13 protein-coding genes are annotated in these 12,573 nt (G+C 73.1%); 6 read left to right on the forward strand and 7 right to left on the reverse strand.

Annotated elements, in window-relative coordinates:
* Nucleotides 1–333: 333 nt before the first annotated feature.
* A complete protein-coding gene (locus OG519_RS18070; protein ID WP_405584743.1) occupies nt 334–1,581 on the reverse strand; it encodes an MFS transporter in 1,248 nt (415 codons plus the stop codon).
* Between the two features lie 374 nt (nt 1,582–1,955).
* Here OG519_RS18070 and OG519_RS18075 point away from each other — a divergent pair, with 374 nt between their 5' ends.
* Nucleotides 1,956–2,381, forward strand: a complete 426-nt coding sequence (locus OG519_RS18075) for an OsmC family peroxiredoxin (RefSeq protein WP_405584746.1) — start codon at nt 1,956–1,958, stop codon at nt 2,379–2,381.
* A gap of 164 nt (nt 2,382–2,545) precedes the next feature.
* Here the strand turns inward: OG519_RS18075 and OG519_RS18080 are convergent, their stop codons facing one another.
* Both OG519_RS18080 and OG519_RS18085 read right to left on the reverse strand, forming a co-directional pair.
* The gene (locus OG519_RS18080; RefSeq protein WP_405584748.1) at nt 2,546–3,472 is read right to left on the reverse strand and encodes an LLM class F420-dependent oxidoreductase; all 927 of its coding nucleotides are present in this window, start codon (nt 3,470–3,472) and stop codon (nt 2,546–2,548) included.
* Nucleotides 3,473–3,556: 84 nt separating this feature from the next.
* Nucleotides 3,557–3,946 (reverse strand): TraR/DksA family transcriptional regulator, encoded by a 390-nt coding sequence (locus OG519_RS18085; protein WP_405584751.1) that lies wholly within the window; start codon nt 3,944–3,946, stop codon nt 3,557–3,559.
* A gap of 293 nt (nt 3,947–4,239) precedes the next feature.
* On the opposite strand from OG519_RS18085, the gene OG519_RS18090 reads away from it, so the two are divergent.
* Nucleotides 4,240–4,626: a hypothetical protein gene (locus OG519_RS18090; protein ID WP_405584752.1), complete on the forward strand. Its 387-nt coding sequence runs from the start codon at nt 4,240–4,242 to the stop codon at nt 4,624–4,626.
* Between the two features lie 345 nt (nt 4,627–4,971).
* Complete coding sequence (locus OG519_RS18095) at nt 4,972–5,847, forward strand: hypothetical protein (protein WP_405584755.1); 876 nt, start codon at nt 4,972–4,974, stop codon at nt 5,845–5,847.
* 202 nt (nt 5,848–6,049) lie between these two features.
* Here the strand turns inward: OG519_RS18095 and OG519_RS18100 are convergent, their stop codons facing one another.
* Nucleotides 6,050–7,012, reverse strand: a complete 963-nt coding sequence (locus OG519_RS18100) for a hypothetical protein (RefSeq protein WP_405584758.1) — start codon at nt 7,010–7,012, stop codon at nt 6,050–6,052.
* A 163-nt stretch (nt 7,013–7,175) separates the two neighbouring features.
* Nucleotides 7,176–7,712, reverse strand: a complete 537-nt coding sequence (locus OG519_RS18105; RefSeq protein ID WP_405584761.1) for a hypothetical protein — start codon at nt 7,710–7,712, stop codon at nt 7,176–7,178.
* A 457-nt stretch (nt 7,713–8,169) separates the two neighbouring features.
* Between OG519_RS18105 and OG519_RS18110 the strand changes: the two genes are divergently transcribed.
* The 3 genes from OG519_RS18110 (at nt 8,170) to OG519_RS18120 (ending at nt 11,582) form a co-directional block, all read left to right on the forward strand.
* Nucleotides 8,170–9,192: a DUF4331 family protein gene (locus tag OG519_RS18110; RefSeq protein WP_405584763.1), complete on the forward strand. Its 1,023-nt coding sequence runs from the start codon at nt 8,170–8,172 to the stop codon at nt 9,190–9,192.
* Between the two features lie 753 nt (nt 9,193–9,945).
* Entirely contained in the window at nt 9,946–10,683 is a 738-nt protein-coding gene (locus tag OG519_RS18115; protein WP_405584765.1) for a GNAT family N-acetyltransferase, read from the forward strand.
* Nucleotides 10,680–11,582, forward strand: coding sequence for a lysophospholipid acyltransferase family protein (locus tag OG519_RS18120; RefSeq protein WP_405584767.1), 903 nt, complete (start codon nt 10,680–10,682; stop codon nt 11,580–11,582). Before OG519_RS18115 ends, OG519_RS18120 begins: the two co-directional genes overlap by 4 nt.
* Before the next feature lie 233 nt (nt 11,583–11,815).
* On the opposite strand, the gene OG519_RS18125 is transcribed toward OG519_RS18120, so the two are convergent.
* Both OG519_RS18125 and OG519_RS18130 read right to left on the reverse strand, forming a co-directional pair.
* Complete coding sequence (locus OG519_RS18125) at nt 11,816–12,214, reverse strand: PIN domain-containing protein (protein WP_405584770.1); 399 nt, start codon at nt 12,212–12,214, stop codon at nt 11,816–11,818.
* Nucleotides 12,211–12,498 (reverse strand): hypothetical protein, encoded by a 288-nt coding sequence (locus tag OG519_RS18130; RefSeq protein ID WP_405584772.1) that lies wholly within the window; start codon nt 12,496–12,498, stop codon nt 12,211–12,213. Before OG519_RS18130 ends, OG519_RS18125 begins: the two co-directional genes overlap by 4 nt.
* Between the last annotated feature and the right edge of the window lie 75 nt (nt 12,499–12,573).

Consider the following 12,573-nt stretch of genomic DNA (forward strand, 5'->3'; position numbering starts at 1 on the left):
CCCGCAAGGGGCGCGAGGAACTGCGCGAGCAACCACGACGCACCCGGCGGACGGGGTACAAGCGGAGGGGGCTGTCACGTGCCCCGTCAGGAGGCGCTGGGGGTACCCCCAGGCGAAGCTCTGGGGGAGGAACTGCGCGAGCAACCACGACGCACCCGGCGGACGGGGTACAAGCGGAGGGGGCTGTCACGTGCCCCGTCAGGAGGCGCTGGGGGTACCCCCAGGCGAAGCTCTGGGGGAGGAACTGCGCGACAAGCCACAGCGGGCCCGCGGACGGGGAAATCGCGCTAGGGGCTCTCACGTGCCCCGTCAGGGTCGCGAGGAACCGCGCGCTCAGCCACGACGCGTCCGGCAGACGGCAACGCGCCGCAAGGCGCACCCCCCCCGCCCCGTGCTACCACTCACCGCAAAAGCGGAATACCTCGGCACCCACCGCAGCAACGCCCCCGCCGCCGCCACCCCCACCGCTCCCATCACCGTGATGCCCGCCGCCAAGCTGCCCAGAGACGCGGCGGCGGAGACGACCAACGGGCCGCCCGCACTGCCGGAGTCCGCGCACAGGCGCCACACGCCGAGGAACTGCGAGCGGGTCTCCTTCGGCGCCACATCCGCGCCGAGGGTCATCAGGATGCCGCTGCCGATTCCGTTGCCGAAGCCCATGACCATCGCCACCACGGTCAGTGTGGTCAGCGAGTGGGTCAGCGGCAGAAAAGCCTGCGCCCCGCCGAGCACCAGCATGGAAGGCACCGCGATCCACAGCCGGCCCGCCCGGTCCATGACCTTGCCCGACGGGTAGAAGGTCAGCGTGTCGATCAGCCCGGCGATCCCGAAGACCACGCTGGTGGACGAGGCGCTCTGGCCGAGGTGCTCGGCCCACAGCGGCAGCACCGTCTGCCGGGTGGCGCGGACCGAGCCGACCAGCAGCACCGCGAGCCCGAGGGTGAGGAAGACCCGGCGGTGGTCGCGCAGCACAGAGCGGACCGGCACCGGCTTGCCGCCCGCCGCGGGCGCGGCGCCGCCGACGTCCGGTACGGCGAGCAGGACCACGGCGGTCACCGCCGTGCACAGCAGCGCCAGCCAGTAGATGTCCCGTACCGGATGCCCGGCGAGGACGGCCGCGCCGAGGAAGGGCCCCACGAAGGCCCCCACCCGGCCCATGCCGCCGAGCGTCGACATCGCCCGGGCCCGCAGCGCCGGCGGGACGACCTCGGTGAGATAGGACTGGCGGGCCAGCACGATGACGGCGTTGGACGCCCCGGTCAGGGTGACGGCCACACCCAGCTCCCAGACGTTGCGCGCCAGGGCGCAGCCGCTCAGCGTCACGGCGGTCACGCAGGAGGCGATCAGCATCGCGTTGCGGTCGCCGAGCCGCGCCGCCAGCGCCCCGGCGGGTATGTCACCGAGGATCTGGCCGACCCCCACCAGCGCGAGCACCAGCCCGGCGGCGCCGACACTCGCGCCGAGCGCCCGGCCGCTGAGCGCGAGGACGGGGGCGAGGGCGCCCATGCCCGTCTCAAAGATCAGGACGGGCAGGAACACCGCGGGTATCAGGCTCTTCAGGGAAACGGGACGCGGATCCACGCGCAGTGCCAATCGTCGTGCCGACAGCCTCCGGACCAGGGGTCTTCCGCCTCGGGTCGGCGCGAGCCCGTTGTTCATTCAACAGCACGCCGGCCGGGCGGCCGCGGGGAGCCGTGCGCGGGCCCGCCGGGCGCGACCCGGGGCCACGTACGGCCCGGACGTACGGCCCGGAGCCCCCGGATGGCTCCCCGGGGAGCCATCCGGCGTGCCGGGAAGCCGGTTGAACCGGATGATCACCGATGATCGGATGGGCCGGGGCGAGCGGGCTGATCGGCACAACCGGGACGCCCCCGACGCCCCCGCCGACCCGACGACCCGGACACCGAGACAAGACAACGAGAAAAGAAGCCAGCCGAGCACCGGAGGGACCGTTCGTGGCCACTACGCGCACTGCTCAGACCGAATGGGAAGGCGACCTGCTCAAGGGCACGGGCGAGATCACCCTCGACTCCTCGGGAGTCGGTCACTTCCCGGTGACCTGGGCCTCCCGTGCCGAGGAGGCCAACGGGAAGACCAGCCCCGAGGAGCTGATCGCCGGCGCCATCTCGAGCTGCTTCTCGATGGCCCTGTCGAACAGCCTCGCCAAAGCCGGCACCCCGTCGACGCTGCTCACGACCAAGGCCGCGGTCTCCTTCCAGCCGGGCACCGGCATCACCGGCATCCACCTCACCGTCGAGGGCCAGGTCTCGGGCATCGACGAGGACACCTTCCGCGAGGCCGCCGAGGAGGCGAGCGTCAACTGCCCGGTCAGCCAAGCCCTCACCGGTACGACGATCTCCCTCACCTCCGCCCTCGCCTAACCCCCCACCCCCACCCGGCCCGATCCCCAGCGCTGGCCCGGCCCGGTCAGGGCTGGGGAGGGGCAGCGGGGGAGGCTGTGGTGGGGCGGGGGGTTGCTCGGGGTGGGAGAAATTCGGCGGCCCCACCCCCACCCGGCCCGATCCCCAGCGCTGGCCCGGCCCGGTCAGGGCTGGGGAGGGGCAGCGGGCAGGTCTGTGGTGGGGCGGGGGGTCGCGGGGGGTGTGGGGAAATCGGCGGCGGGCGCGATGACCTCGCGGCCGAGCAGGGCGAGCCGGTCGGTCTCCCAGACCCTCGGGATCAGGCCGTGCGCTTCGGTGACGCCCAGGGCGGCGAGGTCGCGCAGCCGCGTCAGCAGGCCGTCGATGTTCTCGCCCTTCTCGCCCGGGTCGAGGGGCAGCATGACGGTCTTCTCGATGTCGTCGTAGTCCCGGCCCTCGGCCTCGCAGTGCGCACGCAGCACGTCGAGCTTGCGTTCGAGGTCGGGTCCTGGGAAGAGATTGCACGCCTGGGCGTAGCGGGCGACCAGGCGCAGCGTCTTCTTCTCGCCGCCCCCGCCGATGAGGATCGGCGGGCGGCGGATCGGCTGCGGGGAGTTGAGCGTGCGGGCGAGCCGGTAGTGCCGCCCCTCGTACGGGCTCTCGTCCTCGCTCCACATCTGGAGGCATATCTGGAGGGTCTCCTCCAGCCGCTCGAACCGCTCGGCCGTGCCGGGGAACGGCAGCCCGAGCCCGGCGGCCTCCTCGCCGTACCAGGCGGCGCCGATACCGAGCCAGGCGCGGCCCTTCGACAGGACGTCGAGCGTGCTGACCAGCTTGGCGAGCAGGCCCGGCTGCCGGTAGCTGACGGCCGTCACCCAGGCGAGAAGCTGGACGCGCGAGGTGCGGGCGGCCAGGTAACCCAGCGTGGTGTACGCCTCCAGCATCGCCTGCTCCGGCGGACCCACCATGTCGATCTGCCAGACGTGGTCCATCACGCTGACCCGTGCGAACCCGGCCTCCTCGGCGGCGGTCACCACCCGCGTCAGGTCGTCGGCGAGCCCGCCGGGACCGTTCGGATAGCTGAAGTCCGGGACGTGCAGACCGATTTCCATCGAGTTGCCCCTTCATGAGAGTTCGCTCTCATGAATATAGGGCGGGTGTGGCGCGGGACACAATGGTGCCGCCACCGGAAAGGATCACCGGGCCCGGGCCGCGGCACACCGTACGCACACACGGGTCGCCGGGCGTACCTCCAGCCGCTCCACCGGGATCGGCTCGCCGCACACCTCGCACCGTCCGTAGTCGCCCAGCTCCAGCCGCTTCAGCGCCTGATCCAGGTCGGTGAGATGGTCCCGCGCCCGGGCCAGCAGGGCGGCGACATGGGCCCGCTCGAAGGCGGTGCTCGACCCCTCGGGGTCGTGCTCGTCGTCTACCGCCACCAGTGCGTTCGCCTCGACGATCGACTCGAAGTCGCTGCTCAGTGCGGCGATCTGGGTATGCGTACCGGCCCGCTCGGCCGCCAGCCGCTCCCGGACGGCGTCGCGGTCGACCCGGGGGGATCCCTTGTCGGCGGACGAATCGTTCATTCCTGGTCAAACACAACCGGTGGCGTACGCATTCCGCACCCTCTTCATGGGGCTTCATGGGGCTTTGTGGGACGGTCCGCGGTTCTCGTCGGCGTTCTCGTCGCCGCGGCGGACCGTTCCGCGTCACCGCCCCAACTTGCCTCAAACAGGGCAAATATGACGCCGGTTCAGAAGAGTCGACCTTGCGGCGGAGTGCCACGGTTCTTTGCCATAAGGTCGCCGCGTACGGGAGCGGCGGCGCTGAGCAGGTCACCCGGCAGAAGGCATCCAAACACCGTGTCCAGGAGTGCAGCATGAGCTTTATCCAGAAGCTGGTCGAGGTCACCGCGAAGGGCTTCGAGGCGGGTGACGAGGCTGTCGAGGAGTACGTCGAGCACCGCCGCGCCGCGAAGCTCTTCCTCAAGCTCGGTATCGCCGTCTACGCGGAACAGCGCCTCAACGGCTCGCACGTCCCGGTCGAGCGCATCCTGCTCGCCCTCGACGGCCACGCGGCCGAACACGGCGAGGTGGACCTGGACCACCTGGAGGCGGCTCGCGAGGTGCTCGGTGAGGAGTTCATAGCCGAACTGAACGCCGACGACGCGGCGGCCGAGGCCGACCCGGTTGCCGCGCCGGCCCCCGCCGCCCCTGCCGCTGCCCCGGCGGAAGCCGCCCCCGCTGCCCCCGTGGCAGCCCCGTAACCCCGAGCGCCCGGGGCCGACGGCACCCCTATCGTCCCGTCGGCCCCGCGGGCGCCCGGCCCGCGTTCTTCTCGCCGCGGGGGCTCCCACCGAGCCGGCCGGCTTCGATCGACGGCCTGCCGCGGTGTGAGGTTTTTCAAAAACCTCACAACATGACTTCATCCTCCGCTGTTTCGGCTGTTAGCTTCAGGCCGCTGCCCCTTGGTGGGGGACGTGGACAGGCCAGCGGCCCTCCTCGGCTGCGCGAACAGCACAGAAAGACCGCGAATGGACTACTGCTACACGTGCCGACGGACGCTCAACGGGGCTCTGGTGTGCCCAGGGTGCGGGGCCCACGGTCCTGACGTGGACGTCCCTGCCGCCATCTCCGGCGGCCACCCCGGCGGTACGCATCCGGCGGACGGCGGGCTCCCCGGTCTGCCGGGGGCCGGCGCCTTCACCGGATACGCGGCCGAGGCGCCGTACGTCCCGTACGTGCCGGCTCCGGCCCCGTACGAACCCGCCGCCTTCACCCCGGTCGTGGGGCCGCCGCTCGATGTGGACGTGACGCAGTCGGTCCTCGGACCGGTGTCCATCGCCCCCACCCTGCACCGTGGCCGCGCGGCCCGGCGCCGCCAGGTGGAGCGGTGGAAGAAGAACCGGCGCCGGGCGGGGGTGGCCACGGCCTTCGCGCTGTTCGGCGGCGGCGTGACCGTCGCGGCCACGCAGGCCGGCGGCGCGGGCAAGGGCGGTACGGCCGCGGCCTCGTCGTACGACACGGTGGCGCCGGTGACCCTGCGGACCGACGGCTCGCTCCCCGCCACGCCCGTGTCGTCGCCCCGGCAGAGTGCGCTCGGGGCGGGGCCGCACAGCGCCGCGGCGCCGCAGCGGCACACTGGTGCGGGCACGTCCACCCGGCCGGTCGCGCCGACCGCGCCGGCCACGCGCCCGGTCACCGATGACGCCGGTACGGCGGCGCTGCCCGGCGGGGGCCCGTCGTCCGTGCCGGTCGCGTACGGTCACTCGGCGCGGCCGACGGCCACGACGGCGGTGCCTGTGGCGAGTCCGAGCGCCAGCGCCAGCGGCGGTGCGGCCAGCGGCGGCGCCCCCGCCGCGACCTCGTCGGCCGCGCCCGCCGACTCTGCTGCTCCGGCGACCTCCGCGCCGACCGCGAGTACCGCACCGGGAAGGCCGGGGCATACGCATCACGGGCTGTGCCTTTTGGTGCTTTGCGTGGACTGAACGCGGGTCCGGCCGGGGCTTACCGGGAGGCCCTGCGGCTTGCGGGCCGTCGTCGGCTGCGGGTGCGTCGTGGCTTGTCGCGCAGTTCCCCGCGCCCCTTCGGGGCAGGTGCTGCGGGTTGCGGTTGCTTGCCGGCTGGGGGTGTGTTGTGGCTGGTGGCGCAGTTCCTCGCGCCCCTTTGGGGCACGCCGGGTGGCGGGGGTCAGCGGGGTTCTTGGCGTCGGCGGCGGCGGGTGGTGGCGATCAGGGCCGTTGAACCCGCGATGAGCGTCACGCCCGCTGCCAGCATGCCGAGTTCGAGGGTGTCGGGGCTGTTCGAGGCCGTGACCGCCGCGGTGGTGATGCCCCGCTGGGGCGGGAAGGTGATGGTCGCCCGGATCTTCTTGTCGAGCAGCCCGCTTCTCAGTTCGAGGGTGGCGTGCCACGGGCCGTCGATCACCTCGTCGGTGACCGGGGCGGTGACCGGCTCGGACTGACCGGGCGCCAGGCTCGTCCCCAACTCGACGGCGTACGGCCCCGCGTGCAGGCTTCCCCGCGCCGACGAAAGCGTCAAGGCGCCGGACAGGTCCAGGGCGCGACCCCCGGTGTTGGTGATCCGGGCATGGACCAACCGGAGCCCGCCGGGACCGCGTTCGGCCGTCATGGTGTGCGCGGTGAAGTTCGAGGCCGGGGGGTTGTGGCCGCCGACCGAGAGGTACATCCGGATGCCGGAGCGGCTCACCAGGGAGATACCGCTGCTCCGTTGGCCGGTGACCTGCGCCCAGATCACCGCGTACCGCTCGCCGGGAGCCGCGTCACGGGGCACCGTGATCGTCACGGTGTCGCGGGCGCTTCCGTGCGCGGGGATGTCGAGCGTCCTTCGGTTCGGCCTGGTCCAGGACGAGAGCTCGTTGGGTGTGGCGCCGGCCGCCCCCGTGAAGGAGCCGTGGCTGATACGGGCGGCGGCCGGATACACGTCCACCCGCAGGGTGGCATCGGAGGAGTTGACCACTTCGACGCGGCGGCGCACCCCCGTCCCGGGCGTCAGGTTGTCGATGACGTAGTGCCGGGCTCGTGGGTCGTTGACCAGGGCGGCCGGGACGTCCACGAGCCGTACGCCGAAGCTGCCGTCGCCAGGGTCCGGCGGGTCGGCGTGGGCGATGGCGGCGGCCGGAGCCGGGGCCATGGCCGAAGCCGCCGCCGAAGCCGTAGCCGGGGCCGTCGCCCGAGCCGCCCCGTGGGCCGCCGGTGACGCGGGTCCGGCGACCGCGATCAGTGCCGCGGCCACCGGAGCCAGGACGGGAGCGAAGCTGCGCAAGTGGACATCCCCCGGGTTGTCGGTGCCGCGATCAGGCCACGGAGTGGGTGATCGACGCGTTGTAGGTGCCGGCCAGGGCGTTCGCCGGGATCGTGACGGAGATGATCGGGTTCCAGGTGGCGGTGTTGTTCCCGGACACACCGGTGGCGGTCTGGACGGGGCCCGGCGGGTAGAGGGGGCTCAGGTTGCTGGGGGTGACGTTGACGGTGCCGGTGGTGTTGGCCGCCGGGGTGGTGTAGCTGCTGGAGCCGGGGGCGGAGACCGAGATGTTCTGCGGGCCGACGAAGTCGGTGCCGTTCGCCGTGACGACCCAGCCGGCCGTACCGCCGCGGCTGTCGGTGACCGTCACGTTGCCGAGCTGGTTGCTGATCGTCTGCGGGGTGGCGCTGGTGCCGACGGAACCGAGGGCGACCGGCCCCGTCGGCACGCTGATGTCGAGGGTTCCGCTGGTGACCGAGAGCGTCACCGGCGTGGTCCCGCTCTGTTCGGCGGAGGCGGGCAGCGGGCAGGCCAGCGCGGTCGTCACGACACCGGTGACGAGTGAAGCGGCCGCGATACTTCTTCGCATTCTTGATCCTCAGGGGAGTGACCACTGGTGCAGGGCGAGCCCACTCTCGCCTCTCGCGCGCCCGGTATCGCCCGCCCCGCCTTGTCCTCGCGCGTGCCTCCCCCCGCCTTTCACCGGATCGGGCCATTGTGCTGCCGCCCTTGCCGCCCCTGCCGGCCCCGCCGCCCCCGCCGGCCCTCTTGGCGCGAGCCCGTCGCCGCCTCCCGGCGGAACGGCGCGCTGGCCCGCGGCGATCCGCGGAGCCGTCTGGAGGGGTACGTCCGATATGTCGCGGCTCGGTGACAGGTGCGGCACAGTGGGCGGCATGGGTGCCCGCCGCTTGTCGGCGGGACGGAACGCGACAGCACCGAGGATCGGATTCCGCCGTCGGGGTGACCGCGCGACGGCCGGTCGGCCCGGCGGGGCGGGCGGCTCGGCAGTGCCAGAAGACCGAGACCACGACACGAACGGACCCTTCATGTCTCACCATCTCGACACACCCCTGGCGGCCCAGAACGGCCAGCTCTACCTCGACGACCTCTTCGTCTTCCCCGGCGAGAACAGCACCGTGTTCGCCATGGACGTCAACTCCAACGTCACCGGCGTCTACGCGCAGCCCGGCTTCCACCCCGAGGCACGCTACGAGTTCAAGGTGCACTTCGACGGCGCCGACTTCGAGACCCTGACCTACCGCTTCTCCTTCGGCGACGCCGACGCGGACGGCAACCAGGCGCTGCGCCTGCACACGCTGACCGGGCCCGAGGCGCGGGAGGACTCGGCCGAGGGCGAGCTGGTGCTGGAAGGCCGCACCGGGCAGCCGGCGACCGTGAACGGTATCCGGGTCTGGGCCGGGCGGGTCGCCGACCCGTTCTACATCGACCTGACCCTGCTGGCCATGGTCAACGGGGCCGTCGGGAAGGGCACGGCGGTGGACCTGTCGGCGTGGCGCCCGCAGGATGCGAAGAACACGTTCGCCGACACGTCGGTGGAGACGATCGTCATCGAGGTCCCGCACGACCACGCTCCGCTGCGGCCCGGCGCCCGGATCGGGGTGTGGAGCGCGACCAAGCTGGCCACCGACGCCGGCGGCTGGCGGCAGATCAACCGTGCCGGGCACCCCATGATGTGGCCGATCTTCTGGCCGGGCGACACGGATTTCGCCAACCCCGCCAACACCCGGCATCCGTCGGAGGACCTCGGCGCGGCCGGCGGGGTCATCGCCGACCAGGTCGCCGCGGTCGTGGGCAAGACCGGGACGTCGGCCGACCCCAAGGGCTACGGGCAGACCGTCGCGGGGCAGCTCTTCCCCGACGTGCTGCCGTACGTGGTCGGCACCCCCGCCAGCTTCGGCTTCGCCACCCGCAATGGCCGCACCCACGCGGACAACGCGCCCGAGGCGATGCTTTCGCTGGTCACCAACATGCCCGTCCCCTCCGGCCTGACCCCCGCGATCGCGAAGGACCTCCGCCCCAAGGATTTCCCTTACGTCGTCCCGGCGTAGCCCGTAGGGACTTTCCGACCCACCGGCCCGGTGGCCGGTTGCGCGCGCAGTTCCGCCCCCAGAGCTTCGCCTGGGGGTTGCCGCCGAGCGCCGGGGCACCCCTGGCGGGCGCCACCCTCACCTCCGCGGGAGGCGCCGTGCCCCAAGGGGGCGCGAGGAACTGCGCGCTCAGCCACGACGCGGCCCGCAGGTCGTCACCGGCCCGGAGGGGCTGTTGCTGTCGTTTCCGGTCCACCGGCCGGTGGTGGGTTGCGCGCGCAGTTCCGCCCCCAGAGCTTCGCCTGGGGGTTGCCGCCGTGCGCCGGGGCACCCCTGGCGGGCGCCACCCTCACCTCCGCGGGAGGCGCCGTGCCCCGAAGGGGTGCGAGGAACTGCGCGCTCAGCCACGACGCACCCGCAGGTCGTCACCGGCCCGGAGGGGCTGTTCCTGCCGTATCCGGCCCAGTCCCCGCGCCCCTGATGGGCACCGCTGAACGCCGCGCGTCAACGCCGACGGCGCGGGTCGGCCGACCGTAGCGGCCCGTGGTGGGTCGGTGGGCCGTAGGCACGCCTCCGCTGGGCGCCGGGCGGCCGCCCGTGGGGGGTCGGCGGGCCCCCGGGGCCCGCCGCTGGGGGTGCCGCCCGTTCGGCGTTCATCGGGTGGACATCACGCGGACGACGGCCCGGCACCGGGCCCGGGCATCAATGGGCGCGGGCTCGAACTCGCCCCGCCCGGCCACCCCCGGCTCCGACCACGGGAGTTGTTGTTCTGACATGGTCACCTCACTGCCGACCCGCTCCTACGTCACCTCGATCGCCGCCACCCAGGAAGAGATCCGCGCCGCTCAGCGCCTGCGCTACCAGATCTTCGCCGAGGAGAAGGGCGCCGTCCTGCACACGCCGCTCCCCGGCCACGACATCGACGAGTTCGACGGGTTCGTCGACCACCTGATCGTCACCGAACGCGCCAGCGGCGAAGTCGTCGGCACCTACCGGCTGCTGCCGCCCGGCCGCTCCACCCGGCTCTACTCCGACGCCGAGTTCGACCTCGGCGCACTGCACGGCCTGCGGGACTCCATGGTCGAGACCGGCCGCGCCTGCGTGCACCCCGACCACCGGGACGGCGCCGTCATCAACCTGATGTGGTCCGGGCTGGCCCGCTACGTACTGCTGTCCGGCCACCGCTACCTCGCCGGCTGCGCCTCGGTGCCGCTGGACGACGGGGGCGAGGCGGCGGCCGCCGCGTGGCTGCTCGGCACCAGGAAGTACGCCTGCCCGCCCGAGCTGCGCGTCCACCCCCGCGACCCGTGGATGCCGCCGGGGCCGCTGTCCGCCGAGCCGAACCTGTCCTCGCTGCCGGCCCTGCTCCGCGGCTATCTGCGGGTCGGCGCCTGGATGTGCGGGGCGCCCGCGCACGACCGGGACTTCGGGGACGCCGACTTCTTCGTCCTGCTCGACCTGGAGCGGATGAACGAGCGCTACCGGCGGTACTACCTCGGCGAGGACCGGTGATCGGCAGTCCCTGGGCCGCGCTCTCGCCGTGCACGGCCGCGTGCGTCACCGGGGAACCGCCGCGGTCGCGCGCGGCCAGGGCGCTGACGGCGCGGCGGTACGCGGCCTTCGTCAGCACCCTCGCCGGGGCCGCGGCGGCCGGCGGCCGGCTCCAGGAGGGGGAGGAACTGCGCCGGCGGGCCCGCGCGCTGCTGGCCGACCTCGGCGTGTCCCTGCTGGGCGGGACGGACGGGCTCGCGGTGCCGGAACCCGTTACGGGGGTCGGCACGCTCGTGGTGGCCAACCACATCTCGTGGCTCGACGCCCTCGCCCTGCTCGCGGTGCAGCCCGCCACGCTGCTCGCCAAGCGAGAGGTGGCGCGGTGGCCGCTGGTCGGCCCGCTCGTCCGGCGGGCCGGCACCCGGTTCATCGACCGGACGGGTCTTCGGGGTCTGCCGGAGACGGTACGGGAACTGGGCGCGCTGCTGCGCTCGGGGGAGACGGTGATCGTCTTCCCCGAGGGCACGACCTGGTGCTCGGCGCCTGGGGGCGTGTTCCGCCGGGCCACCTTCCAGGCGGCGCTCGACGCGGGCGCGCCGGTGCGGCCGGTCACCCTCACGTACGCCAGCCAGGGCGTCCCCAGCACGCTCCCCGCTTACGTCGGCGAAGGCACCTTCACGGCGTCCTTCCGCCGGGTCGCGGCCGCCCGTGGGCTCTCGGTCCTGGTCACCGCGCATCCCGCGCTGCGGCCCGAGGGGCATGACCGCCGCTCGCTGGCGGCGCTGGCCCAGGAGGCGGTGTCGGGCGGGCGCCAGGGCGTGGCGGTACCGGCGCCGCGCCGGCCCTCGCCCACCACGGCCCGGCCCGGGCACCACCCGGCGGCCGGCCGGCCCCCGCACCTCCCGGTCCGTGCACCGTGAGTGCACCGTGACTTCGCCGTGAATGCCGTCGTGGCAAGATCGCTAGCTGGGCGTTTGGCGTTGTTGCTGGTCAGCGGGTTGGGCTGGCTGGGTCTGGGGCGGTGTCGCGGGGGCTCGGGGAGCGGTTCGGCTCCCAAACGGCTCCCAGGGAATCCAGCGCCTGACCTGCTCGGTTGGGCCGACCTCGGAGGTGTGTCCTGCCGATTCGCGGTGCGGTGCCGGAGCGCCGGGCGTCAAAGCTTCACGACCACCACGCGGTCCCCGCAGAGTTTGCGCATGTCGTCCTCGTCCGAGGTGAAGATCGTGACCCGGCCGGGCTGCCGCAGGGCTACAGCGGCCAGGGCGGCGTCGATCGCGTACTTGTGGCCGTGCAATCCGGCCTCCTGGAGGAGGTCGATGGCGCCGTTGGCGATCTGCTCGGTCACCGGTTCCACCCGCAGCCGCGACAGTGCCCAGCGCCAGGCCGGCCGATGGAGCTTGCCGTGGTAGGCCTCGATAAGGGTCATCGACGTCGTGACCACGGGGATGTCAGAGCGGTCGGCGTCCTTGAGGCGGGCACCCATGCGGCGGTCGCCGCGTACCCACTGCGAGAGGCCTTCGCTGTCGAGCAGGTAGACCTGCCCGTCGCTCACGCGGCCGCTCCGGGCGGATTGGCCGTATTCCGAACTCGCTCCTCGCGTTCGGCGTGGGCTCGCTCGATGTCTCTGCGCTCCGTCTCCGCCTCCGCCAGCTCCTCCGCCGTGACAGGACCGTACTCGGTCTCCCACCAGTCGACGGCCTCGTGCAGCCGCTCCCGCTCGCGCTGGCGCTCGACGGCCTGCGTGACGTAGCGGCTGAAACCGCCGGGGCCGACCTCGGAGCGGATCTCCTCGGCGAGCTCCTCTGGCAAGGTCACGGTGTACTTCTTCGTTGCCATACCACCGACCATACCGCCGGTGTGACCGCGATGCCAGCATCAGCCGACGCCCACCAGCCCTGATGGCTGCCCGCC

Source organism: Streptomyces sp. NBC_01190 (assembly GCF_045039895.1).
Taxonomy (GTDB): Bacteria; Actinomycetota; Actinomycetes; order Streptomycetales; family Streptomycetaceae; genus Actinacidiphila.

Coding starts and splice junctions, on each gene's coding strand:
- OG519_RS18100 (WP_405584758.1), bottom strand. CDS start 7,012: ATGGCCCCGGCTCCGGCCGCCGCCATCGCCCACGCCGACCCGCCGGAC.
- OG519_RS18130 (WP_405584772.1), bottom strand. CDS start 12,498: ATGGCAACGAAGAAGTACACCGTGACCTTGCCAGAGGAGCTCGCCGAG.
- OG519_RS18105 (WP_405584761.1), bottom strand. CDS start 7,712: ATGCGAAGAAGTATCGCGGCCGCTTCACTCGTCACCGGTGTCGTGACG.
- OG519_RS18080 (WP_405584748.1), bottom strand. CDS start 3,472: ATGGAAATCGGTCTGCACGTCCCGGACTTCAGCTATCCGAACGGTCCC.
- OG519_RS18110 (WP_405584763.1), top strand. CDS start 8,170: ATGTCTCACCATCTCGACACACCCCTGGCGGCCCAGAACGGCCAGCTC.
- OG519_RS18090 (WP_405584752.1), top strand. CDS start 4,240: ATGAGCTTTATCCAGAAGCTGGTCGAGGTCACCGCGAAGGGCTTCGAG.
- OG519_RS18085 (WP_405584751.1), bottom strand. CDS start 3,946: ATGAACGATTCGTCCGCCGACAAGGGATCCCCCCGGGTCGACCGCGAC.
- OG519_RS18115 (WP_405584765.1), top strand. CDS start 9,946: ATGGTCACCTCACTGCCGACCCGCTCCTACGTCACCTCGATCGCCGCC.